This is a genomic window from Terribacillus aidingensis (assembly GCF_900215625.1).
GTDB classification, from domain to species: domain Bacteria; phylum Bacillota; class Bacilli; order Bacillales; family Amphibacillaceae; genus Terribacillus; species Terribacillus aidingensis.
Window position 1 is genome coordinate 257,728 of the sequence record NZ_OBEK01000003.1, and the last position, 23,431, is coordinate 281,158.

General features: G+C 41.8%; 35 protein-coding genes. 6 read left to right on the forward strand and 29 right to left on the reverse strand.

Annotated elements, in window-relative coordinates:
- Positions 1–34 precede the first annotated feature (34 nt).
- Positions 35–397, forward strand: coding sequence for a YhjD family protein (locus CRO17_RS11825; RefSeq protein ID WP_097042486.1), 363 nt, complete (start codon positions 35–37; stop codon positions 395–397).
- Here the strand turns inward: CRO17_RS11825 and CRO17_RS11830 are convergent.
- The 17 genes from CRO17_RS11830 to CRO17_RS11905 form a co-directional block, all read right to left on the reverse strand.
- A complete protein-coding gene (locus tag CRO17_RS11830) occupies positions 394–966 on the reverse strand; it encodes a dUTP diphosphatase (protein WP_097042488.1) in 573 nt (190 codons plus the stop codon). The genes CRO17_RS11825 and CRO17_RS11830 overlap by 4 nt on opposite strands.
- Positions 963–1,208, reverse strand: a complete 246-nt coding sequence (locus CRO17_RS11835) for a hypothetical protein (RefSeq protein ID WP_097042489.1) — start codon at positions 1,206–1,208, stop codon at positions 963–965. Before CRO17_RS11835 ends, CRO17_RS11830 begins: the two co-directional genes overlap by 4 nt.
- On the reverse strand, positions 1,199–1,321 hold the full coding sequence (locus CRO17_RS17890) for a hypothetical protein (protein WP_281253821.1): 123 nt from the start codon (positions 1,319–1,321) through the stop codon (positions 1,199–1,201). Before CRO17_RS17890 ends, CRO17_RS11835 begins: the two co-directional genes overlap by 10 nt.
- A gap of 109 nt (positions 1,322–1,430) precedes the next feature.
- Positions 1,431–1,943, reverse strand: a complete 513-nt coding sequence (locus CRO17_RS11840) for an HNH endonuclease signature motif containing protein (RefSeq protein ID WP_245864780.1) — start codon at positions 1,941–1,943, stop codon at positions 1,431–1,433.
- An 82-nt stretch (positions 1,944–2,025) separates the two neighbouring features.
- Positions 2,026–2,259: a hypothetical protein gene (locus tag CRO17_RS11845; RefSeq protein WP_097042493.1), complete on the reverse strand. Its 234-nt coding sequence runs from the start codon at positions 2,257–2,259 to the stop codon at positions 2,026–2,028.
- Positions 2,260–2,273: 14 nt separating this feature from the next.
- Positions 2,274–3,563, reverse strand: a complete 1,290-nt coding sequence (locus CRO17_RS11850; RefSeq protein ID WP_097042495.1) for a replicative DNA helicase — start codon at positions 3,561–3,563, stop codon at positions 2,274–2,276.
- Positions 3,544–4,332 carry a replication protein gene (locus CRO17_RS11855; protein WP_097042496.1) on the reverse strand — a complete coding sequence of 263 codons (789 nt, stop codon included), beginning with the start codon at positions 4,330–4,332 and terminating at the stop codon, positions 3,544–3,546. The genes CRO17_RS11850 and CRO17_RS11855 overlap by 20 nt, the downstream gene beginning before the upstream one ends.
- A gap of 14 nt (positions 4,333–4,346) precedes the next feature.
- On the reverse strand, positions 4,347–4,685 hold the full coding sequence (locus tag CRO17_RS11860; RefSeq protein WP_097042498.1) for a hypothetical protein: 339 nt from the start codon (positions 4,683–4,685) through the stop codon (positions 4,347–4,349).
- Positions 4,686–5,441, reverse strand: a complete 756-nt coding sequence (locus CRO17_RS11865; protein WP_097042499.1) for an MBL fold metallo-hydrolase — start codon at positions 5,439–5,441, stop codon at positions 4,686–4,688.
- A complete protein-coding gene (locus tag CRO17_RS11870; RefSeq protein ID WP_179637010.1) occupies positions 5,441–5,704 on the reverse strand; it encodes a helix-turn-helix domain-containing protein in 264 nt (87 codons plus the stop codon). The genes CRO17_RS11865 and CRO17_RS11870 overlap by 1 nt, the downstream gene beginning before the upstream one ends.
- 160 nt (positions 5,705–5,864) lie before the next feature.
- Positions 5,865–6,773 carry a RecT family recombinase gene (locus CRO17_RS11875; RefSeq protein ID WP_179637012.1) on the reverse strand — a complete coding sequence of 303 codons (909 nt, stop codon included), beginning with the start codon at positions 6,771–6,773 and terminating at the stop codon, positions 5,865–5,867.
- A complete protein-coding gene (locus CRO17_RS11880) occupies positions 6,763–6,942 on the reverse strand; it encodes a hypothetical protein (protein ID WP_097042505.1) in 180 nt (59 codons plus the stop codon). The genes CRO17_RS11875 and CRO17_RS11880 overlap by 11 nt, the downstream gene beginning before the upstream one ends.
- Positions 6,942–7,238: a hypothetical protein gene (locus tag CRO17_RS11885; protein WP_097042507.1), complete on the reverse strand. Its 297-nt coding sequence runs from the start codon at positions 7,236–7,238 to the stop codon at positions 6,942–6,944. The genes CRO17_RS11880 and CRO17_RS11885 overlap by 1 nt, the downstream gene beginning before the upstream one ends.
- Positions 7,238–8,749 carry an AAA family ATPase gene (locus CRO17_RS11890; RefSeq protein WP_097042508.1) on the reverse strand — a complete coding sequence of 504 codons (1,512 nt, stop codon included), beginning with the start codon at positions 8,747–8,749 and terminating at the stop codon, positions 7,238–7,240. Before CRO17_RS11890 ends, CRO17_RS11885 begins: the two co-directional genes overlap by 1 nt.
- 1 nt (position 8,750) lies before the next feature.
- Positions 8,751–8,936 carry a hypothetical protein gene (locus CRO17_RS11895; RefSeq protein ID WP_097042510.1) on the reverse strand — a complete coding sequence of 62 codons (186 nt, stop codon included), beginning with the start codon at positions 8,934–8,936 and terminating at the stop codon, positions 8,751–8,753.
- A 105-nt stretch (positions 8,937–9,041) separates the two neighbouring features.
- Complete coding sequence (locus tag CRO17_RS11900) at positions 9,042–9,281, reverse strand: hypothetical protein (protein ID WP_097042511.1); 240 nt, start codon at positions 9,279–9,281, stop codon at positions 9,042–9,044.
- On the reverse strand, positions 9,268–9,561 hold the full coding sequence (locus CRO17_RS11905; protein WP_097042513.1) for a hypothetical protein: 294 nt from the start codon (positions 9,559–9,561) through the stop codon (positions 9,268–9,270). The genes CRO17_RS11900 and CRO17_RS11905 overlap by 14 nt, the downstream gene beginning before the upstream one ends.
- Positions 9,562–9,852: 291 nt before the next feature.
- On the opposite strand from CRO17_RS11905, the gene CRO17_RS11910 reads away from it, so the two are divergent.
- Positions 9,853–10,290: a helix-turn-helix domain-containing protein gene (locus CRO17_RS11910; RefSeq protein WP_179637014.1), complete on the forward strand. Its 438-nt coding sequence runs from the start codon at positions 9,853–9,855 to the stop codon at positions 10,288–10,290.
- 196 nt (positions 10,291–10,486) lie between these two features.
- Positions 10,487–10,777 carry a helix-turn-helix domain-containing protein gene (locus tag CRO17_RS11915; protein WP_097042516.1) on the forward strand — a complete coding sequence of 97 codons (291 nt, stop codon included), beginning with the start codon at positions 10,487–10,489 and terminating at the stop codon, positions 10,775–10,777.
- 250 nt (positions 10,778–11,027) lie between these two features.
- On the opposite strand, the gene CRO17_RS11920 is transcribed toward CRO17_RS11915, so the two are convergent.
- The 3 genes from CRO17_RS11920 to CRO17_RS11930 all read right to left on the reverse strand — a co-directional run bounded on the left by CRO17_RS11920 (position 11,028) and on the right by CRO17_RS11930 (position 13,382).
- Positions 11,028–11,618 (reverse strand): hypothetical protein, encoded by a 591-nt coding sequence (locus CRO17_RS11920; RefSeq protein ID WP_097042518.1) that lies wholly within the window; start codon positions 11,616–11,618, stop codon positions 11,028–11,030.
- A 65-nt stretch (positions 11,619–11,683) separates the two neighbouring features.
- Positions 11,684–12,316 carry a replication-relaxation family protein gene (locus CRO17_RS11925; RefSeq protein WP_097042520.1) on the reverse strand — a complete coding sequence of 211 codons (633 nt, stop codon included), beginning with the start codon at positions 12,314–12,316 and terminating at the stop codon, positions 11,684–11,686.
- A complete protein-coding gene (locus CRO17_RS11930) occupies positions 12,309–13,382 on the reverse strand; it encodes an FtsK/SpoIIIE domain-containing protein (RefSeq protein ID WP_097042522.1) in 1,074 nt (357 codons plus the stop codon). The genes CRO17_RS11925 and CRO17_RS11930 overlap by 8 nt, the downstream gene beginning before the upstream one ends.
- 451 nt (positions 13,383–13,833) lie before the next feature.
- On the opposite strand from CRO17_RS11930, the gene CRO17_RS11935 reads away from it, so the two are divergent.
- Both CRO17_RS11935 and CRO17_RS11940 read left to right on the forward strand, forming a co-directional pair.
- Positions 13,834–14,058 (forward strand): helix-turn-helix domain-containing protein, encoded by a 225-nt coding sequence (locus CRO17_RS11935; protein ID WP_097042523.1) that lies wholly within the window; start codon positions 13,834–13,836, stop codon positions 14,056–14,058.
- A 77-nt stretch (positions 14,059–14,135) separates the two neighbouring features.
- Positions 14,136–14,378: a hypothetical protein gene (locus tag CRO17_RS11940; RefSeq protein WP_097042525.1), complete on the forward strand. Its 243-nt coding sequence runs from the start codon at positions 14,136–14,138 to the stop codon at positions 14,376–14,378.
- 8 nt (positions 14,379–14,386) lie between these two features.
- On the opposite strand, the gene CRO17_RS11945 is transcribed toward CRO17_RS11940, so the two are convergent.
- The 8 genes from CRO17_RS11945 to CRO17_RS11980 all read right to left on the reverse strand — a co-directional run bounded on the left by CRO17_RS11945 (position 14,387) and on the right by CRO17_RS11980 (position 22,918).
- Complete coding sequence (locus tag CRO17_RS11945) at positions 14,387–14,911, reverse strand: hypothetical protein (protein WP_097042526.1); 525 nt, start codon at positions 14,909–14,911, stop codon at positions 14,387–14,389.
- Between the two features lie 96 nt (positions 14,912–15,007).
- The gene (locus CRO17_RS11950; RefSeq protein WP_097042528.1) at positions 15,008–15,928 is read right to left on the reverse strand and encodes a peptidoglycan-binding protein; all 921 of its coding nucleotides are present in this window, start codon (positions 15,926–15,928) and stop codon (positions 15,008–15,010) included.
- 31 nt (positions 15,929–15,959) lie between these two features.
- A complete protein-coding gene (locus tag CRO17_RS11955) occupies positions 15,960–16,229 on the reverse strand; it encodes a holin (protein ID WP_097042530.1) in 270 nt (89 codons plus the stop codon).
- A 54-nt stretch (positions 16,230–16,283) separates the two neighbouring features.
- Positions 16,284–16,598, reverse strand: coding sequence for a hypothetical protein (locus tag CRO17_RS11960; RefSeq protein WP_143596021.1), 315 nt, complete (start codon positions 16,596–16,598; stop codon positions 16,284–16,286).
- Between the two features lie 96 nt (positions 16,599–16,694).
- Positions 16,695–17,018, reverse strand: coding sequence for a hypothetical protein (locus CRO17_RS11965; protein WP_097042534.1), 324 nt, complete (start codon positions 17,016–17,018; stop codon positions 16,695–16,697).
- Between the two features lie 103 nt (positions 17,019–17,121).
- Positions 17,122–17,370, reverse strand: coding sequence for a hypothetical protein (locus CRO17_RS11970; protein ID WP_097042536.1), 249 nt, complete (start codon positions 17,368–17,370; stop codon positions 17,122–17,124).
- A gap of 13 nt (positions 17,371–17,383) precedes the next feature.
- Complete coding sequence (locus CRO17_RS11975) at positions 17,384–17,803, reverse strand: DUF1617 family protein (RefSeq protein WP_097042538.1); 420 nt, start codon at positions 17,801–17,803, stop codon at positions 17,384–17,386.
- A gap of 15 nt (positions 17,804–17,818) precedes the next feature.
- Positions 17,819–22,918 (reverse strand): phage tail protein, encoded by a 5,100-nt coding sequence (locus tag CRO17_RS11980; protein WP_097042540.1) that lies wholly within the window; start codon positions 22,916–22,918, stop codon positions 17,819–17,821.
- A 56-nt stretch (positions 22,919–22,974) separates the two neighbouring features.
- Here CRO17_RS11980 and CRO17_RS11985 point away from each other — a divergent pair, with 56 nt between their 5' ends.
- Positions 22,975–23,226, forward strand: a complete 252-nt coding sequence (locus CRO17_RS11985; protein WP_097042542.1) for a hypothetical protein — start codon at positions 22,975–22,977, stop codon at positions 23,224–23,226.
- Here the strand turns inward: CRO17_RS11985 and CRO17_RS11990 are convergent.
- Positions 23,207–23,419, reverse strand: coding sequence for a hypothetical protein (locus CRO17_RS11990; protein WP_097042544.1), 213 nt, complete (start codon positions 23,417–23,419; stop codon positions 23,207–23,209). The two genes, CRO17_RS11985 and CRO17_RS11990, sit on opposite strands and share 20 nt — an antisense overlap.
- Positions 23,420–23,431: the final 12 nt, after the last annotated feature.

The window sequence follows — 23,431 nt, forward strand, 5'->3', positions numbered from 1 at the left end:
TCGTGTTATAATCTCCTAAAAAGGAGTGATAACAATGGATAATCAAGTGAAGCTCGTTCTTGAGTACATCGGCTTGTCCCTTGCATGTAAGAACTTTGAGAATGACATAAAGCTATATGAGAAGTCTGAACTTCATGGAAAGCGTATCTACATAGCCAAAGCTGAATCTGTAATTGAAACAATCAAGCAACATCAGGAGCAGCTTCGCCGTACAAACCGCCTTCACGTCAAAGTCATACATACTACAGATAATTCTCGCGATTACCAATGGCGTACCCGTTATGACAGCGGTACTGTTCGTTTAACTAGCCAGCAGTTGTATCGACTTACCGAGAAAGCATGTCGCTTATACTGGATAGACAAGAATATTGAATTTGAGCTTAAGCCGTTTTATTAATAACCGTTCGCTTGACGTTCGTAATTGACTTTATGCTTGGCGTTGTATGCTGCAGTAATGTCCTCTTCAGTAAAACCGAGTAACAGTCCAATTTCAGTTAGTAGATCAGCCGCTTTCTCCAGGTATTCAATCGCTTTAATTTTCATTCGGATTGAACGAGATAGACTATAAGCATCTGCGGCTCCCCACATTGACGAAACGTTTAACATTAAGAGTCCGAAAGCGCGGGGAATTTCCAACATCGGTGTATTCGGCACTTCAATCAATTTCCAGTCAACTCCGAGCTGATTCCCTACGGAAAGAAGGAAGTGGATGCAATCGACGTATTCTTCAAGAGTAGGGTTGTATTCTTTCCATTCTAATCCCATATCCTTATGTGTCTTTATTCGTGGAGATTGATCTGTACTCCAATGTTTAAAGAAACGAACCTCATTAGCCAACTCTGCAACTTCCACCTGCAGGGCGAACATTGTATTCAACAACAAGTCTTGTCCTTCCAGTCCGCGCTTTTGTATGATGTGAGCGTCCAGCTGCGCTTGCTTTGGCGCTAATTCTACTAAGTTTATCATTCCGATTCCTCCTCCGGCACTTTAACAGATACATCAGACTCAAAGGTTGCCACTACTTTAAGTACCCTGACCTTATTTGCTGGATAATCCCCACGTTTGATAATTTCAGTTGCTGCAGTTATTGCATTAACTTCACTATCTCGGTTGGTATAAACCACCCATTGATCGGGCTTAAAACCATTCGAAATAGCATCAGACAGAGTTTTGGCTGTCGGTTTCTTATTGACTTGAATTACATACATCTTGTTTCCTCCCCATGATCCAGCTGCTCGTACTTGCGTATCTGGTTTTCTTTTTTAATTACGTACACATATGCAGTAGCTGCGGCTGCGGCAATAATAATTAGTGATTTCATTCGCAATCCTCACAGCATCTTGGATAGCCACTTTCTTCGCCGTCTATTACACCGCCACACGCTTCACACAGAACGCCTTCAATAATTAATTCAGCTGCTTCTCCCATTGTTATTTCGTCCTTTCTGATATCTTTTGGTACAAATCCGCCATTATTATGCCTGTCTTTGTAAGCTCTGCATTGTTGGAGAGCAAATCCTGTTTATTCAATGTAGCCAATTGTTTTCTTGATACAAGAAGTAAATTTTCAGCCACGATATTTTCCTTGTTCTGATCTGCAAAAAGTATAACGTGGTTCGGCGGTATAGGGCCGTTGGCTTCTTCCCATACTATTTTGTGCTTATGTCTCCACCGCTTGTGCCACGGACCTTCATCATTTACTTTTACAAGGACGTAACCATAACAATCAGTACGCTCATAGCCTACAGGTTTGTAATTGTGCGCCTTCTGGCCTTTTTTGAAAGAAGTTTTATTTCCTCCCGAATTATATAAGCCCTTAGTCCCTTTATTTTTCGGGATATGCCCCTTGTTAAATGCAGTTGATATATTGCTGACTAACCGATGATTCTTTTTGTAGTAGTGAATTTGCTGTTTGCTCACAGATAAATTGAATTTGTTATTCATTATTTCTGCCAGCTCTTTCGTTGTTCTTCCTTCAACGTGTTCAACAAGGAATTCATGCTGCTCTTTAGTAAATAGCCTCATATTACTTTCCTTCTAGCATCTTGGGGACTGTTACATCTGCATTCATGCGGTCATCGGCTAACTTCTGCGCTTCTAGCACCAACGATCCATTTGAAATAATTCTTGCTGCAACATCGTTTATAGAGCGAGCTCTGTTAATTTCTTCTGACAGTTTCTCTCCTATTAAATCCTCATCACTTAAACGCTCTAATTGAGCAAATAAATGATTGTTCAAGTCGCCAAGTGTATTTTTCATTTTACAAGCTCCTCCTATCGTCTCTTATCCAGCTCTGCAAACTGCTGCTTCCAACCTCGGAAGAGTAACCGAAACTCATTTATGCCGGTATCGCGACCTTTGGCAAAAAGTTGCTGGATGACCTTGCCTTCCTGGACTCTGTCTTCTGGATCGTGCCAAAGGAACTCCACCACATCGGCGTCTTGCTCGATTGAAGATGATTCTTTCAGGTCGGCCAATGTCGGCTTTCGTGCAAACTTATCGCTTTCCCTGTTCATCTGAGACAACATCATGAAGCAGCATTTCAATTCTCTGGCGATTGACTTTGCTGTTGTTGTTACATTACCTATGGCAGTTGCACGGTTTTCGTTACCATGTTGAGGTATTTTCATAATCTGCAGATAATCCACTACAACCATTCCCAAGTCTCCATATTTTCGTTTGTAACGACGTGCGGTTGCCCTTACTTCCTCAATGGTGATGCCCGCGCTATCCTGTATGAAGATTGGTAGTTTCTCAAGTTTCTTATACTCTTCTTCAACGATGCCGTACTGCTCAGGTGTAAGGTCTTTGTTCTTAATTCGATTGTAAGGTATGCCACTCATATTAGAAATAAGACGATCTGTCAGCTGTGTGTCGTCCATCTCTTGCGAGAATACAAGGACTGGAGCGGTCTGTGCTACGCCATGGATACGCTGTAAGGCTAATGCTGTTTTACCTACTGATGGTCTTCCGGCTGATATGAAAAGCCATCCCCGCCAAACTCCGTGCGCCCAGTCGTCAAATTGTGGAAAACCTGTCTCGATGTACTCCACGTTTTTGGAAATGATGTGAGCAAAATATTTCTGTCTGTTATCAGCAAAGCTCTTCATTTTCCCTGAATCACTAGGACGAATTTCCGTCACCTTCGCTTCAACTGCTGCAAAGTATTCTTCGTCAGTTTCAAAATCCTCGCGAGCCAGTTGCTGAATCTGCTTTCCTATATCCGAGCCCCTTCGGCGCAAAGCATGAGAACGGATGATATTAGCGTGATAAACTACATTGGCTGTTGTCGGGCATGAATCAGATAATTTGAGCAAGTAGGTTGAGGTAATCTCATGATCTTTTTTAGCTCTCACGTAAACCTTCATCACACTTACAAAATCGATTGGTTGCTGCTTGTCTTCCAAATAACGCATCGCTTTATAGATGTCCGCATGTACCGGGTTTTTAAAGTCTCTTGCCTCAAGGAAACTGATATCATCCAAGACCTCAGCATCAAGGAATACAGCTCCCAGGACAGATTGCTCTGCTGATAGTTCTACATCAATTCCATTTGAAGTCATTCGGGTCATTCCCTTCGTTTATCCATTTTTGAAGCGCGATTTCTGGATCACGCGGATCAGCTTTTCTAGCTGCAGGCTGCGACTTCTTCTGGTCAGCATTCATCTTAATCGCCAACTCCGGAAACTTATCTTTGAGTTTTCTAGCTGAAAGAATATTTGTCTGCCAGAAAGAATCTTCTGTAACCCAATTCATCACTTCTAAGACCTTGCGCTTATCAACGCCTTTTAATTCCACCAGCTTTCGCATATCATCTGCCCAAGTCTGCATGTTCGATTTCCGCAGCAGGTGAGCAATGCCAGCTTCTTCTACGACCTTCTCAACTCGTTTGAAGAAATATATGGCCATTTTGTAATACTGATTATCTTCGCTGTATTTCTGCTTTTTAGCAGGGTGCCTCTTATCTGCAGCTGCCTTGTCTTTATTAGGTGCCACCTTTACTTCCCCCTTACTTGGCTCTCTGTCCAGCCATGATGTGTAATCCTTGTTAAATCCAATGTGTCTACCTTTGCTGTTGGCTTCACCGGTGATTACTATGTTTCTAGCAATCAGTACATCTAATTCTCTGCTAACCTGCGTTCTGCCAGCATCGGTATGTTCGGCTAAAAACCTCACTGACATGGGATACATCTTCCTTTGGAAACCGTAGGTGTATCGCCAAATCACGATTACCAAACGGAATTGAGTACCGTTCAAATTTACTTTGGCAATCTCTTGCATGATTTCGTTGGCAATACCGGTATAGCCATTTTCTCTTTGTGGTTTTGCCATGCCATATCATCCGTTCATTGTTGTTGAAAGTGTTTGGTGATCACTCCGGCAAACTGCTCAATATCCTTGCGCTCATCATCCACGTATGGCTTGGCCACCCATATTTCAATAACATTAGCCAAATCTTTTTTATCTTCAATACGTGGCTCGTAACCGTACAGAACTGCTTGCATGTATTTTTCAGGCTCTTTAATTGCATATTTCCTTAGCGTTTCGGCTGCCGTTCCTTTTACTTCAGAGAAGGGCAAAGCCATAAACTGGAGCGCCTGCGTTTTAGATGAAGCCTTATCCCAAACTAACTTGTGTAAGTCCAACGCCTGGGATACTTGCTTCGGTACGATTGCTTTTTCCATTTAGAACACCTCAATCTCATAATGTTTGTCTTGCTTGAAACCCTTCTTCATCAGCTGCCGCACTGTTGTCATTAAAGCCAGTGAAGGCATATTGTTGTTGCTGCTCAAGTGAGTAAGATAAATCTTTTCTCCCTCGCCCTGCACCAACTGTGCCAGTGCTTCTGCGGTTTGCATATTGCTCAAGTGACCGACCTGCGAGACAATACGTGCTTTGACTGAATTCGGGTAGTCGGAATGCTCGACCATGACTGGATCGTGATTGCTTTCGATGATGTACACTTGGCTGTTTTTCATTGCTTCGAGCATGTCGGCATCTACATGGCCAGTGTCTAGGCAGATTGAAACCTTATGATTTTCCGTACAAACTGCATATCCTCTCGGGTCGTATGCATCGTGGTGCGTTTTGAATGGCTCTATCTCAAACCAATCGCCGTAGCCTTCTTGGTCAAACAGGATGCTTTCTGAGTAGACAGGATGCTGCAGCTCCTCCGGTACATTCTTAATCGATTTCCATTCCTCTTCACCGGCATATACGGGAATATGATACTTCTCCGCAATCGGCAGCCCTTTGATGTGATCGTTATGGGCGTGAGTGACAAATATAGCCAAAATGTTGCCTGGTTCGATGCCACATTCCATCAGGCGCTTCTCTATCTTTGTTTTGGCAATACCGCAATCTACTAGAATGGTAGAGTTACCAGCTGTAAGTGCTATGCAGTTGCCGGAAGATCCGGATGCTAGGATGTCTACTTTCATTAAACAAGCTCCTCGCTAAATTGCTTGTTATACAATTCAATATCGTCGTCAGTTACAAACCCTATTGCGATTAACAAGTCTAGATATCCAACACTTAAACCCTTCGCCAGTGCTCTGACAGTGGAATAAGTGGGAACACCAGTCCTACCGTTCTCAAGCTGAGAAATGTAAGGGTGAGAAACCCCTGATCTTCTAGCTAACTCTCTAAGTGATAACTTTTTGGATTCTCTTTCTTTTTTGAGTACAGAGCCGACGTCGCTCATAATTCTCCTCCAATGTTTCCTGGCACCGCGGGCAGATTCGGTACCCGCGGCTATAAGCTTCTTTACCAGGATTAATTTCATTTCCGCAAATCTCGCAGTCAAGATCTTTCTCGATTACCTGCACCCTCGGTTTGTGTTTCCGATAAGGGTTATACATGGCTTAGTCCAACGCGTCATCGTCGGATGCTTGGGCTTGCTGCATTTCCAAGTTCATTTCAAGCACTTGAATGATGGCGACCAATCCTTGCTGTGTTTTAGGATTCGCTTTTGGAGCATGCAACTTAAGATACTCTTGTACGCCCTCATTCGTCGTGATACCTAGCTGCGTGAACAGTGATTTCATCTGAGACTTAAGCTCGTCTGTCTTGGATGGCTTCTGTTCTGGTTCTTGATTAGGCTTGGATTCCTCGCCATCGATAATGTCATCGTCATTTGGTGTAACATCTCTTCGAGGTCGCTGCTGCGGTGACTCCGGTTCGCCTTCATTACCTTGTGGGATAGTCACATCATCAAATTCAAGACCGTATTGGCGTTTTAACGCCCGCTGCTGCACATGCTTACCGAACATGTCGCTTGTCCACTTCTTCCAGTTTTCCTTGTTCTGGCCGGTGAACATATGGGAGACTTCATCGATGTCCATAAACACAGTGACGGGGCGATGACCTTCGCGATAAGCAATGCTATAAGCACCAATTACTTTGCCACGCGGAAAGGCGATTTCATGCGTGACCACTTCAAGCTCTTTTGTTTCTTTGTTCATTGCCACTTTGAATTCATCATTTTCATGGACCATCTGTGTATCCGGTGGCTGAAAGCCTTCCTGCTCACGCGCTTTGGATAGGTACGCTTCTGCAGCAAACTGGATTCGAGCTGTGTTGCCGTACTTGATAAAGAAGATTTCATTCTTGAATGGATCCAGACCGTAAGATGCTGCTTTATGTGCAAACAGCAAGAACTCCTGATTAGTTGCTGTTGGTGCGAATGAGTTACGGATTACCTCGATTACTTCCGGCTTGAAAGCCTCTGTGATTTCCGGTGTAAGGGATAGTTGATTTTGATTATTTGCCATGTGTTGTTTCCTCCTGTTTTTCATTAATATCTAAATAGTCAAGCTGGCGAATGTCATTTACTATGCAAACCCCTTTGTTAATTAGCTTGCGGCCCTCATCAGCATCTTTTGCGCGGACAGTTATTTGTTTGGTAATTACAATGCGTTGTTCTGCTAAGTATTCCGGCATTAGTCATCGCCCCCAGCTAATTCCTGCAGCTCCTTGCTAAGATTAAAAATGGCAACTTTAAGATTACTTTTCTGTTCAGCTAGCTTCGCTGTCAGGATTGGAGAAAGAAGATCTGTTACATATTTTTTATCAATTCCGAGTTCAGATAGATCCAACGCATAACGCTGACTTCTGTGATTACTTCCTACAGAAGCAACAGTCACATCATCAATACCGCATTCCTCCATGCGCTCAATGTCTTCAATCTGGCCGTTAAACTTCCGGATTTTTTGAAGGATGTCATGAATCTTTTCCATTACTCATCCGCTCCTTTTATACTGAGTTCTTCTCCTGCAACAACTCGGCTAACAATAAGCTGGCCAAGTGGCTCTTTGAATCTAGTAATTGATTCACTGTTATCAAGGAACACAGGGGTGATAACGTCGCTCTGCTCTGACAGCACATCACGCAGCTCTAGTCCGGCTCGAATACTCTCTGACAGTGACAGCTTGCGATAGTCCTTACCGTCCATTTGAATCTCGAATGTCGTCTTAATCTCGCCATTCTTCTGCGTTTCAAATAGTTTGATAGATAGGTTGTCTAGCAAGTCATCCACCTTAGCAGCCTGTAGCTCTGCTTCTTTGGCGTAGTACGCTTTGACTGCATCGACAATAAAGATGGACTCGTTTAGTGAATCCAGAGTTTCCATTTCAGCATCAACAGCTTTATGCATTTGTTTCTCTTTGTCTTCAAACTGCTTGTGATTCCGTATCTCTGCTTCAATTGGTGTTATTTTCTGCTGCAGCTCTTGAGCTTTAGCCATCTGTTCAGATACGTCAACGAATGTTAGGCCTGCAAGCTGTGCCTCTAATGCCTTACGGTCAGCTACAGTCTTATCGTAAGTAGTCTTGAAGTTTGCTTTACGATGTTCCTTGTCTTCCTCCGCCGCTTTGACTGCATCACCTTTCAATGGTTGCTTACAGGTGCGGCAAGTATCTTCAATAGTCTCAGCTTTTAATATCTTCCATTGCTCCTGCATGCGACTACGCTCGTCCAGTAATGCTTTAATGCGACCATTCAGCGTATTGATTTGATTGTTGGTGCTGCTGGCAGAATTAATGACTTCTTGCACTTCATTCAGCTGCTTAGTGAATATGCTCTTTTCAGCCTGCAGGGATTCCAACGGTACTCTTGGTGCATCCTCTTCTAATTGCTCTTTAAGCGTTTTTGTCTTGCTCTGTGCTGCGATGTATTGTTTATCAAGCTTCTTCTTTTTATCACGATGTAGTTTGTCTATGTCGGAAAGAGAATGCTTTTTAACCAAGGCAGCCAGTTTATCTCCCTGTGCTTTAGGCAATGCTGCAAATACTTCTTTATTTGCAGGTGCTGTTACATACTGCAGGACCATTGCTCGTTGGTCTGTCCATTTCATCGTGAAGAAGTAGTTCGGGTTAAACAGACTCAAGAACAGGTCTTTATCAAACAAGTTATCCAGTAATTCGTTGTAATCGCCCGCTTTGGACGGCACTTCATTGATGTAATAGGACGCCCTACCTTTCTTTAATCCACGAGATAAGAGGACATCTTTTTGACCATCGTTGAATAAAAGTGAAACCAAGGTCTCATCAGCCTCGTATGTTACCGGTGTCGGGTCGAGCTTGTTTCCTAGCAAGTCGATACCGTATAATAACCAAGAAATAGATTCGCCAATGGTTGATTTACCTTCGGCGTTATCCCCCGCGATTTTAGTTACCTCGCCAAAGTTAACTGTAAGATCGCGGTGGGATTTAAAGTTTTGCAGTTTAAGAGATTTGAATTTTATCTGCATGTTACGACTCCTTTCGGTAAATGATTAATGCATCGTTTCCCCGGTCTTCATGGGTAACACTTGCTGAGAATTTAATATCAATGACGTCTACCCACGGATTTTTTTCAAGCCAGTCATTCACGTCTTTATCGATGACATTTCCGCCTACCCGCTTTACTGCGATTGTTCCAGCCACTCCGTATTCCACTTATTAACACCCCCTTTCAATAATTGATAAGCCCCCAAACCAGAAAGCCAGCTACAGCAACAAACAATATTCTGTAAGTCCAATTCGACTCCCTGATACGATTAATCAAAACATGTGCCTCCTTATTGACTCAGCAAGTTCTATTTCAACGCGCTGAGTCTTCTTGTGATTCAGTGCATGCAATGTAGTAAGAGCTGTATGCAATTTGATTTGAAGAGCAGCTTGCTGTTCGAAGTCAGCAGTTGTACCCATCTCGATAATCTTCAGGCACGTTTCATGCATCGTACCGAGAGTTTCAGTTAGCAACTCATAATCTTCCGGCAAGTAATGTTCATACAATGGCATCTTGTTCACCTCCTTCATCAGAATTATTGTTTCGCCCGCGCAACACGTCATCTAAAAAAAAGAACCTTTCAAATGGACCATCAAACGCATTGAGTACACCAGAGATAAATCCTGTACCCGGAGAAGCGTAATTCGGATGATCAACAGGAAGTTGAGCTCTATATAATTGCGTTGCAGAAACCCCTATTTTCTCTGCTATCTCAGTATTCTTCTTCAAGTTATTATCTATAGCAGCATGGAGTAGAGCAGTTTTGTTAAGCCTAATAACAGTCTTCGTCATTTACTTTCGAAACCTCCTTTCATTCGAGCCTTTGTTCTCGTAAGACAGACTATACACCAGAACGTAGCGCGCATGCAACACTTTTATTCAAATTGGACGCAAAAAAATAATCACACTTACGAGAACGCAACATTATTGCTTTGTTATATTGCGCGCACGCAATTTGTGTATTATACTTTTAACGTGTCATTGCCTATAGGCAATATACATGAGTATTCATGACTACCTTGAACTACAGCACAAATACAAAAAATAATTATATAAATAGAGAACAATACCAGGAGGATGAATATGAGAAACGTCAATATTGGAGAATTTTTAGCAAAACACAGAAAGGAAAGTGGATATAAGTCTTTAAGAGGTTTGGCAGCTAAAAGTGGTATATCTGCTTCGACCCTTTCAAGAATAGAAAGAAATGAACAAAAGCCATTCCCTGAAACACTCAGAGAGTTAGCGCCTTACTTAACTTCTACCTCTTTGGTTGAACTAATGGTGGCTTGTGGTTACTGGGAGGAAGACGATTTACTGGAACCAATTAATTTCGAGGACAAAATAAAAGAAACCCCTGCCTCATATGCAACTAATGAGAAGGAGTTTCTTGGAGATCTGGAACTATCTAATAAAGAGTTAATGCAGCATTACAATCTACAACTTGACGGCAAAGAACTAACTGAAGAGGAAGCGAAAAATCTTATTTCTTATCTTCGTTTTTTACGTTCGGAGAAATAATCTTTTTCAGCATATCTTTTTTTATGCCCAAAATTGTACAAACCTTATCTAAATCAACCACCTTTACCATGCTATAAAACCACCTTTTTTGTCTTGTATAAGTGTCAAAAATAATGATATAAGCCACATTTTGTGGCATTTAGACTATTCGTGCGCAACCCGCTTTATAATGTTTGATTAGGGAGCGGGTGTATATATGAGACTAGATAGACTAGCCGATTTAAGAAAAAAACTCGGACTAACCCAAGAAGAGTTTGCTGAAGAACTTGGGTTTTCAAGAAGCTCATACGGCATGCTAGAACGCGGCGAACGTCAGATGTCATACGAGGCCTTGGTTAAAACTGCAGACTATCATGGAGTTTCCTTAGACTATATATTCGAACGAACGGACAACCCCTTGCACCTAGAATCACTTTCACCTGATGAGTTAGAATATGTTGTTAGATCCTTGGAGCTATACAAGTCTGTAAAAAAGAAATTTATGTAAGAGCACGTTTAAGTTTATCCTTGAATGTGCTTTTTTGTTTGGTTATTTAGCGAACGCTTGTTCTTATATTAGCACACAATGCGAACATATGGAAATCCTTTTTTGGAAATTGGGAAAAATCTTGTCATGACATTAATTAGGCGCCTGTTTTCATAATACAGGTATATCTTACCAAATTTATAGTGGTAATTTTGACCAATTAATCTAAGTACAAAAAAAGAGCAGCTGCAGTAGCCACTCTTTAGACAAATTATTGTTTTTCTATAATTTTTCCAATCAACATGGGTATTCCTGTTTCTTCTTCTTTTCCGTCATATGACCCGTAAACTCTTAATTGATCATCTTCCTCTGGTAGTCCGTTCATTCTCATATCCCATATTAAGTACCACCCTGTGCTTCCATCACTTTCTTCGGTATTTAAGTAATACTTTGGAAAAGATTCGTTGGGGTCTTTGATCATAGCTACAGTTCCATCTACATACAAGTTTTCATCGCTGCTAACTTCACCCAATTTAACTTTTTCATAATCGACTTCTATAGATTTTTCTTTTAGCTGTTCATCTAATTCATCCTGCGTCGTCAGCTCATCAATGCTTTCTTCCTCACCTGCTGGCTCTTCTTCTGAAACTTCTGTAGCAGTCGGTTCGCTTTGTTTAGTCACCTCTTCACCATCTGTAAAAGCCGTAACTATCCCAATAACAAGTAGTATAGGAGCGACCACAACCATTCCTGATGAAATCCAAATCCATGCTTTCTTCTTTAAGATAGCGAATGTAATTAATAGACCGATGCCTGCAAGAAACAATAAAATGCTTAACAAAATCAACAAAGTCGCAAACATAATTTCCTCCTGATCTAAACTTTCTTATTTTCCAATTCAACTAAATCATACCATCTACAATGTATTCATCCCAGCTTGTATTTAATAGTTCCCTGCACAGGCTTCTTAGCTGGTTGCCTGCTTCTCTCTGCATTACGAATGAACTCATGAATAGATTCAGTCTGAAATACACGAATATCTTTGCTTTTAATGTCATAACGCGTAGTGCTAACCATTATTACAATTGGGAACCGCTTTGATCTAAACTCTTCTGAATACCGAAGCGCAGCATATCGCTCAATCTTCTGGTCCATTACCTTCTGTGAGTATACATTCCGCTGCACCTCAATGAAGAATGGAGTACCGTTGAATTCTGTGTAAATGTCAGGCTCTGCAAGTCCTTTGCTGTACTTCGGTTCTATTTGGAATGTGCGCGGCATGTAGTAGTGGGTGATTTGTTTGTATACATCGACTAGGCTGAGAAAGTGGGGTATCTTAGTGGAGTTTCGCTTCATTATAGAGCCATATGGAAAGTATACGAACGGACTGAATGACTTGCTCACTTCTATTTGTCCGTCCCTAGCCAACCGTTTCAAGACCATGTTTGCACTGGTGATTGGATTCTTCAGTTTGCCGAAGTGAATGGCAGCTATGTCATCTCTACTCATTACCCGGAATCGCTCTAAGTCTTTTATGATAGCCATGTCACGCTTATTCATTGTTAAACACTCCCGCATACTCGTCATGTTCTTCTTCTTCCTGCTGCTGCACTTCTTGCTTACTGCGCTTATATGGAGCAAGGAGCTGCTTTGCTTTTTGGTTATCCAGCCAAGGACACTGTATCTCTTCTGCAGCAGAATTCACTTTCAGTATCATGCGCCCTGGCACGCTTATATCTTCTGCACCCGGTGTCCCGATAATCTTTGAGTTAATTGCATCTGCAGTCTGGAATCCCATACGCACAGTTAGGTTTACTTTCAACTTACCATCAAGTAGCTTCGCATCCGGACGTTGCATCGATAAGATAAGGAACACGCCTAATGACCGGCCAATTGATGAAATTTCCTCAAGAATATCTGTTACTGCAGTTTCACCTTTAAGCAGAGCTACTTCATCGATACAGACAACTATATACGGCAGCTTCCTTTTCAACTCACCTATGCTGTTTACTTCCTCAGCATCAAGCATATCGCCTCGCTTTTGCATCTCACGCCTTACTTTTTCTAAAACAGGAGTCAATTCTTCTGGTGAATGATAAACACCCTGCACATGGCCCAGCCGCTTAAATAAATGGAATTCCGACCGCTTCAAGTCCCCTAGTATTAGCTGCAATTCTTCTGGCCGTTTGTTCATAATCAGTGTCGTAAGTATGCTGCGCAGTTCACTGGATTTACCTGATCCGGTTTCTCCACTAATCAGCAAGTGTGGATTATCCACCATGTCATATACCTTCAGTTCGCCATCAAGGGATTGGCCGCATACAACGGGAATACGAATGTTTTGAATAGCTGCAGCTGCTTCCTCCATCTTGTATGTTAGCTTGTTTGGCAGACCTTCTTTAAATACCTGAAGTATGCCACGCATAACGTCCAATTCTAATTTAATGTTATTGCCAAAATGCTGTTTAAGGACGTAGTAGCGCTTTTCAATGTCGTCGGGATTCATTCCCTTCGGAACGCTGAAAACAAGCGTCATCTTCTCTCCCTGTTCTTCTGCTTTTAAAACGTACGGGTATTCTCTTTTCTCACCTCTGCTCTTGTACAATTCTCCATTCGTAAATGCCATTTCAAGATTCTCCCTCAGCTTCCTTTTTCGATACCTTTCCTTCAAACAGTAGCGTTCAAATATAGGATAAGCCCCTCCTGCAACAGAACTGCCAATTAAAGCACAACCTATTAGTGTGATCACTTTAATCACTCCCAATTAGAAAATTATTTAAAAATATTTGAATTCCATGTATAAAACTATCCAAGATGGGCACCCGTCTTCACTCTTCCCTCTCGCTCTGCTCGTCGTTCCGAACACAGCCGAAAATGCCCGCTTAATCACTCTTATAGCTTAATTACAATTGCAGCATTACATTTGTAGAAACCTTTGTATCTACCTTTGTAGCTGCCATGGTTTAGAATATGTAGCACCGCTTGTCCAACTTTCCTAATTTGAGTGAAGTTATGTATTTTTTTCAGAAAGCTAGTCAATAATGCAGCTATTAAACTAATAAAGGAGTAGCGGTAGCATGTGGGGATTAGGTAAGAAAAGAACAAGATTGGGAAAGTGGTTGGATCGTACCGGATATAGCCAAGAGGATTTGGTGGAAGCGTCAGGAGTGAACAGGAATACGATTAGTAAAGCATGCTCTGATCCGGATTATGAACCAGGAGCCAAGGTAATGCGCAAAATCATGAAGGCAGTCCGAGATATTGAGCCGGATAAAGATGCCAGCTCCTTTTGGGATATTTAAGAAATTGTAAAGATGAAAAAATACATCACACCTTTTATTCTTTGGATGCGATTATAGGGGTAAAAGGAGGAGATAATATGTTAAGACCAATCAGAATTGAATTGTATGGAGAATATGTGCTGGCAAGAATGGATATTTCGCAGAAAGCGTTGCTGGACTTCCTGGATAGTGAAGATGACGACCAAGAGGTAATGCCGGAGCTGACTCCGCAGCATCCGAAGCTTGCACAATTCACGCAGGATGAAATTGAGTCGTTTGAATTTATTTATCAGAAGGATATGGCAGCAATACATGGAATTAAAAAAAGACCCTCCAATTAAGGAGAGTCTTACATTTTAAGTGCTTTTATTATCGCATTAAATTGATCCTTGTTCACATCATAATCAGTCAAGGTAACCTTCAGAAGTTGATTTACTTCTACATATTCATCTGAAAAATCTTTCTTTAAAGACACAATTACACCAGCTACTAACACTAGTACTACTAAGGGGTTAAAGGCTCCATTTTTTTGATTGTTGTATAAGTAATTTTGTAGGTTAGACAATCTTTCGACGGTATTAGCTGATGCAAACTTAAATGTATTCCTAATAAGATTTCTGACGTAGTCTTGTTCTCCCATTTTTCTGATTTGTTCTGGCTGGTTATAATCGAATAAGAATTTAGTCCACTCATCAAGAACTTCAGTCATCTTATCACCATTTAAACTCCTATAGAAATTATCAACTTGCAAACTCTTACTATGTAAATTTGATTGTTTTTGCTTTCTTTTATCAAATAAATAACCAATAAACTTTACAAGAATACTCGATAAGACTGTACTAAGGCCGGTAGTAACCAATATATCTTTAATCAATTATGAACCTCCTTTATCAACTTATTCATCATCTATTATAGCGAATTGCTCTTTAAAACGGCAAATAACCCCTCCAACTAAGGAGGGGTATTATTTTTACTTGAAAAACTTCTCGTATGTGTTAGGACCCGCAATTCCATCTACTGCAATCCCCTTGCTTCTCTGGAAGGATTTAAGCGCTGCTTCTGTCCCAGAACCAAAGATACCATCGACAGCCAATTTGTGCCCATGGACGTTCAACAGACTCTGAATAAGTCTGGTCCAACCAGGAGTATGTTTCTTTCGGCTTTGAATAGATCCGGCGGCTTTACTGTTACGGCCAAAGATGCCATCAATCGCTACTTTTGCGTAATACTGATAGATACGTAGTAATGCATTCATCGTTTTCGGTCCCTTGTAACCATCTACAGTAAGCTTGGTAAACTTAGCTTTTGTAGGATAGTCACGGCTATTAGCGTACTTCTGCGCCTCCTTGATATAGGAAGAACCACCAGAGGAAGCTGTAGCGCTGCTGACTTTTGTAGGAGTTGCCGCTGCAGTCTTCGTTCCTGTCTTATCTACAAGGTTAGGACGTTTACCAGCCCGCAACTGCGCAGTGGACAGACCGCCCGTCATTTCAAGGTGAGGGTAGTCCTTGAAGCTAGTCCAGTCGCCGCCCCATGAGAATCCAAGCGATTTACCGATGGCTGCAACGCGTCTCCATTTCTTATCCACATCCCAAATTGCTGTTGTTCCTTCATTGTTAGTAAGGAAGTAATCGACAGCCAAGCCAAAGTTATGATTAGAGTAGCCGCCGCGTGCATTTGTTACAACGGCACCTTTCTTTGTACGTCCTTGCGCATACAAAGCGTTCTGCTGCGCATATGTCCGCATACCATGAGAAATCTGCGCATTAATACCTTCTGCATAAGCTCTTCGGACAAGCTCAAGTGCGCTTTTCTTAACGATTGGATTCATGCCGGACCCCATATTCTTCTCAGAACGCTGCAACAATGTGTTTAATGATACTCTTCCCATCTTGTTTCCTCCTCAAAATAAAAGGCCGCCCTTAGGCAGCCTCGTTGTCGTTATTTGAAATTGTTTTCTTACCTAATGAGAACAGTCCGGAACCTGCAAGCCCGGCAAAGCCTCCCGCCCATAACCGCATTACTGTATCCAATTCAGTGAACGGCCAAGCGATAAAGCCGACTAGCAGTCCAATAACCAAACTAGTCAGTGGCGAGTATCTACTGCTAACAGGCCCCGTCTTTTTCGCCAGCTGCACTAAAGCAATAACAATAGGACTAATAATTGTTGCAAATAGCATTACTTCTTCCATGTGAACCTCTCCTTTTTGTGCATAATAATAGCCCGCCGGCTAGTCCCGACAGGCTTAACGTGACAGATATTCGATTAAGGCTTGTGCTATGGTATAAAGAACACCAGCACTACCACCGATACCAAGCGTCAGCTTCCAAAAGTTTTGTTTGTCTAGCAGCTTTAATTCATGCTTGCGGTCCTGCGACCGAGTGTTTATCTCTATAAGCGTTCTGAACATCTTATCATTTTGTTCACGAAGATAAGTGTTGTCTTTCTCTGCTTTAGTATTGCCAGCTGTCACTTGTTCAGAGAGGGTGTTCATTTGTCCCTTTATCTCCGCTTGCCCTTCTTCAAGACTAACAATTCTTCGTTCATGATCATTTAACATCACTTCCTCCTCCATTTCTTTTCTCGCCCCCTTTTAATCTTTTCACTGCTGTCACCTCCTTTGCAAAAGAAAAAGCACCCCGTATGGGATGCTAATTTATTTCAAGATACTAATAGAATGTCTTTCTTTTAAGTCATCGGTCCAACCAAATTCGTGAAATGTTTTACGACAATTACCGAATGAATCTCGAGGTATCGAGATGTACTTTAATGTAACTTTACATTTCTTTAGATTGTGCGTGTATTCAACATCATCCACTACACGAGATAACCCTGTATCTGGGTAATGTCGGTATACATCGTCAGTTACTCTTTCACCTACACGTGGTACAAATTCACTTTCTAGCTCTTTAAAAAGAATCTCTACATCTGCACTCACTTCGTCTTTTAACTGAATTGGTTGTTTTAAAATGATTTTCATATATCCATTCCTCCCTTTACGCCACTATTCGACACAATGGGAGGATATTCCTGTTTTTAAGCATAAAAAATACGCCTTCTTCAATGGCGTTCTTTAGAAAATCTTATTCAGTTGTAGCTGCTTCATCATTGAACCTGCTGACCAAGTATGCCCTAGTGAACTTCTCCAGTCCTGGCATGCCTTCTGTATTAGTAAAGTAATCTTCTTTCGGCATATTAACTGAGCCATTTCCATAAAATTGATTCATTGGATCCACAAGTTCAAATTTGAGAATGGCGGTTTCAACATTTACATTCTCTGAGTCATAAGCAAAATTTACACCAGTAATTTTCACTCTAATTTTATCTGCCATTTTACATTCTCCTTTAGTCTTTCATATTTTCAAATGCTTCACATAGATAATCGTAGGCAACTGCAGTATCACCGCTGACTTCCTCGTCATATTCCAAGACAATGTCTTTCACAGTTTCTAAGGTCACATAATTATCACCCCCATCGATTACAAATGGTTCTTCGAATAGTTCGTCCTGTTCCTTCCGAAACGCACTCTCGTCTTCCGGTCGAATCGCAAACGATCCATCTTCTCTTTTCTTAGGACCTCCATCCCCATCATCTCCTGCATACTCCTTGATTAAATCTAGTTCTTGTGTGTGAAGTTCCTTCATTTTTCCCTGCAGCTGTTTAATGAATTTTGTCCGATGACGGGACTGTTTTCCTTTTAGCTTCAAGTCATACAACAACTTAATTGCTGGTGAGATCATGCTATTCTTAATTTCTAACTTCATAGTAAATTCCTCCGTTTATGCTGATTTTAGTGTTTGAACTTCTGCTTTTAATTCTTCTATTTCTTTTATGTTGGCCTGGAGAATATCGTAGATGCTCTCTATATTGGATTCCATTTGTTCAGCTAATCCACTCAGCTCTTGGATGGCTTTGGTGTTATAGGCAGATAGCCTGTACACATCGATTCCCTGGGCGTTATAGTTGCTGATGTCAGGAGAAAGTTCCGCGATGAAGCCAACTCGTTTATCAAAGTAAATTCCTCTTTCGATGTCGCTATACGTGTTGTATTTCACCACGTTCAGACCTTTGACAGTTGTAAGACCGATATTCTCCAAATCCTCGATATTTTGCTTGGAATCCAATGTTGATTTATTAATGAACCCGCCAGCCCAAATGTCTCGATAGATTGGACCACTTGCTGCAAATCCTCTGCTTGTTGCTCGTATCTCAGAGTTCGCACCTAGATACAATGGATCGATTGTAAGGGAAGCAACAGTGTTAGACGACAAGTCCTGCATGACGCCTTTTCTCCAAGACACGTTTCCGTTGTTGTATCCAGCCTTGCTAGTAAATCTGATTTCCGTGTCAGCCATTAGATATAGGTTGGTGGTATTCGTTTTTACGTTACCTACGATGTCACCATAAATGGCATCAGTGGCATAAATGCTTCTTGCCCGTAGATGTCCGGAACTGTAATCCCCATTACCATTCGTGACCCAGACAGTAGGATCTAAAGATGATTTACTGAATCTGAAACCCGATGCGTAATTCGTAAGCGGTGATCCATATTGCAGGACTCCATCTGTATCCGAAGTACTACCATTGTCTTTGACATTGAAAACGAAATGGTTATTACCGGCTCGGTTTCTATCACGCGGCTGCAGGACGACACGTCCAATACTAGCTTTAATAAATACATCTTGATTCGCATCAAGGTAAATGCTTCTGCTGTCAGTACGCATGCCGATAGAACCCAAGTTTGAGTAAAGCATGAGCCCACGTCGGTCATCATCCCAGTAATGGGAGAAGAACTCAATTACACCAGAACCTGTACCTTCATCGCCATCAGCACCAACTGCAGTAGTGGATATACCGTTATTAGTAAAGTAGAGATTCCTTCTACCTCGCGGATCGTTTACTTTTGTTACCCTAACCATACCGCCACCGATAGTAATTTCACTATCTAAGTTTTCGTTTTCACCAAACCATGTACGGGTGTATTTTCCGCGAGAAGAAAGAAAAGCACCGTCTATTCTGGCGTACTCGTTACCGCTTCCGCCTTGTACTTTTACAAGGTTGGCGTTTATGATACCAGCTTTCAGCTTATCTACAGAGATATTGGCAATCTTGGCATCATCGACGGCTAAATTAGCAATCTTGGCGTTAGTAACGGCCACGTTATCAAGTTGAGCTGTCCCAATTGCCGCTGTCCCAATCTTGGCTCTTGTAATAACACCATTTGCAATAGCTGCGTTGCCAATAGCTGCATCAGCAATATGCGCCGACTTTATTACGCTGTTATCGATGAGCGTGGTTCCAGTGATGTGGTGCAAGCGTCCATCGATGCGAACACCTTCGGATGATAAATTAATTGCAGATACAATGCCGTCTTTCCGTACTCTTAATTCAATATTGTCGGCTTGTTGCTTAATCTCAGACTCTGCTGTGGAAAGCCTTTGTGTAACTTGGCCTGCATCCACTCCATTTACTTTTTCCGTATCCCCTGCTACTAGATTTTTAATAGCATATACGTAATCACCGGGGACTGGTTTAACAAACCCTTGATTCTCATAGAATGTAGGTTGATTATTTCCTGCACTAGATAACGGTGTGATGAAATACCTTTCATGGGAGTTTGTGATACGCATGTAAACTATCATTTCTGTTAGAGAAGTGGTATTTTGCGTTATGACATAAACAAAATCTCCAGCACCAATACCTGTCGATTCTCTGATTTCAAGCTGCGGTATAGGTGGTTCTCCCATTGCACTCTGTTGTTTTAACCGTGCGAATCCTCTTCCGAATCTTGTTTTTGAGCCTCCATCAGAACCAGCGATGAATGAAAAATCTAAAGAAGTGAATTGATATCTGGCTGTTGCCTTTATGCTAAATATTTTAGTCCACTTCCCGTAATTATCTGACCCCGTACCCGATGTAGCATATTGTTTTACTTTCACTTTCTCAATTTCTTCTGTTAATTTCTCGGTTGTCACTCTATGCAATATCTGATTAGCCTGCTGCTCAATTAGGCTTGTATGCTTCTCAACCGTGTCTTTTAGCCCGTTGTAAGTGATTGAATCGACTTTCTGGCTGATTAGCTTAGCCTGCTGCTCAATAGTTGAAGCTTGATTGCTAACCGTCTGCTGCAAGTTATTGAATGTGCTGGACTCGACCTTCGATTCAATCTTTTTCGCTGTTTGCTCGATTAAGGAAGTATGGTCTGCCAGCTGCTGTACTACTTTATCATGGTCGGTTTTGTAAACTGTCTCACTTACTTTTTGACTGATTAAGTCTGCGTATTGTTTGATGTCGGATTCATTCTTAATGAACCTACGTAGATAATCTTCTGGCGCAGGCTGCCATGCGGATGGCTTATTTGATTTCTCAAGCATTAATTCTTTGTACTTTAAGTCAGTAACCTCAGGAACAGTACTCGCATCAGCATTATTAAAGAACAAAACGATATAAGGTTTAGTGTCATCTACTACCGCGCTTGCAAATGTTCTCCCTTTTGACCCTTTAGCAATAATCGGTTCACCGTAATGAATAGTTTTACCATCTTCTCCTGTAGAATTATAATAAAAATCTATTCTGGCTCTTAGCCTTTTTCTTCCTGATAAGTCTTGGAGCTCTACTCCAAATGTAATTGTATCCCCCGGAGTTAATCCTAACTCACTGTAATGATATCTTTGGCTTGCCGTTCTATTGTACTGACCAATCGTTGCGCTTTCCCACTCTGATGATGTACCAGGTATAAGGTTTGTCCCACCAACTTGGATGCCATCAATATTAGTTTGCAACGTTTTAATTCCCTCGTTGTATGTTTTTTCGGTTACACGCTGCTGAATCAAGCCCGCCTGTTGCGAGAATTCACTGTTGACGCTCTCAAAGCGCCGGTTAATCGCATCACTGTCCTGGTTGTAAGTATCAGTGCTGACCTTGCTTTCTATCCCCTTAGCATTTTGCTCAATCTTTAGCTGATGGTCTTTGACGGTATTATCAATGCCTTCCACTTGTCGAATAGTTGTGTCAATCGTTCCCGTCACTTCATCTACACTTTGCTTCACATCTACAAAGTCTTGATCATAAGTGATTGTCTTGTTAGTAAGCTCAACAATCTCGCCATCTAACTCCTGCAGCTTTTCATCCGAGAATTTGAATTTACCATTCACAAATTCCAAATCAGCTTTATCAGCGATGTCCTGAATAAGGGCATTTCTTGCAGTTGTAATTTGTTCATCCGTGTACGTCGTTGATTCTTGTTTAATCTGTTCCCTGGCCGCCTCTGATATCTGCTCAAAGTTAATGCTACCGTCGGCAAGCAGTTGGGAAGTCAGGCTCAGTTCCCGGAGTTGTGCTGCAATATCCTCACCAAACAGAATGTCATCGCTCAGGACGCGTACAGTACTTGCGAACACTTCTTCACTGTACTCACTTGCTGTTGCATGATGATTTACAGCCCGTACCCGGTAATACCATTTCTGGTCTGTTTCCACAGCATGTGTGAAAGACGATATATTCCCTCGGTACAATAAGTGCTGCGGTTGTGGAACGAATCCCTGAACCTGTGAACCATATATCTCATAATGCTTTATATAGACTGAGCCTGTGTAATCCCATTGAATGAGTATTGATTTGAAAAGTCCACTTGCTTCTACATTTACCGGAACAGCTGGCACAATGTCTGGATAATTCTTATCCGTTACATACTCCCATTTGCCGCGGTTATTATTAATGGTATCGATGACGCGTTCCAACCTATTATCAGAATCAACAGAAAGGAACTGCCCCATTTCCACGGTAGCAGTTCCTTCAATGTCGGTAAGATCATATTCCATTGCAATAATGCGTGCTTGTATTTCAATTGGTCGAGAGAAATTACGGTCAATCGCTCGGGAAGTGTCACCTAACTCCGCATGCTCATGTTCATATTCTGCCATACGTTCCAGCAGTTCTACTGAAAGGCTGTAATTTACTTCTGGTGCTTTTGCCTCCTGTAGTGCCTGCCACGTTGCCTGCAGCAGTTCCTCGGCTGTCTCGTAATCTTGATTGCTAAAGATACCTTCTCGGTGTAACAGCTTACCTTCATGGACACGGCCATATTCTTGTAAAGCCTCGGGATCACCGACCCACTTCTGTCCTTTCGGCTTATCTACCGGATCACCATTCGCTTTCTTCCATTCCACATCTGCAAAGTCGATATATCGGGTATATCCACCGCCTTCTGTCTCGAGAGAAGCACCGCGGCCATACATGGCTGTGATTGGATAAGACAAAACTGTTCGCTGGATTTCCGTGATGTTGTGGTCAATCTCAAATCGCTGACCACGATCCACACCTCGGCGTTGCTGCAGCTTAATTACTCGCCGCTTGATTTGGTTTGAATCCTCTACGAATTCGACCACGTCTTTAAAGTCGCCGCCCCATGTCTCAAGAATGTTCCAGATAGCATCCACGCTAGTAATGTAATAGAAGTTTGTAGAATAGATACCCAGTGATACTTCCACTTCTCCTGTCCAGCGTGTGCCTTCTAGTGCAGCGTCTAATGCAACCTGCGCTTCTTTATCGGTGAAACGTCTATCTTCGACGATGTGTTCTTTTAGTTCCATAAACGCCGGCTCGCAAATAGCCGTTGTTTCCGGGCCATCTGCGCCGTCGCTGTCGTCCAATTCTTTAATCACGTACAGTCGTAGGTCGCCATCTTTATCTCGGAACACAACTTGATTCTCTTCTTTTACATGTTGTGATTGTTCTGTATCAGCTTCGACAGTAAAAGAAAAAGGCGTATCAGACACCGTGTTTAATTCCTCTCGGAAAGGTGCACTGACAAGCCCTGTTGATTCTGTGATAACCGTAAGCAGCTGATCATCTTGGCTAAATATATATAATTCTGTCAAACTATGTCCTCCTTTCTGGTAGAATGTTCCTATCTTGGTAGATAGGAGGTGTGACTATGTCTAAGCAGATTTCTAAAGAAAAACTTACAGAAATTATGGATCAAGTACAGGAAGAAACAAAAAAAGATTTCGCTAAATCTATAGAAGAAGTCTTTAATAGCTTTGAACGAGTATCCATGGATGAATTCATGAGTAGAATTTTGCCCCAATTATTAAGCACTACTTATTATGAGGCTACTACTCATGCAGAACTACTTATCATCGATGTACTGAAAGAATTAGACTTACTCAAAATCGACGACGAGTAAATTTGCGTTCTAACGTATCATCTAAATATTTTTCAAGCGTCTCTTTTAATTTTTCACCATCAACAATGTTGTCCGTCGTTGCAGCGGCGGACACTTCAGTTAACGTATTTAACACACCGGCCATATGATCTAGTGTGCTTTCCAACACAGCGACCCTATTCTCCAACTCTTTTCGCTTTTTACTCTTAAACATATTCATTCCTCC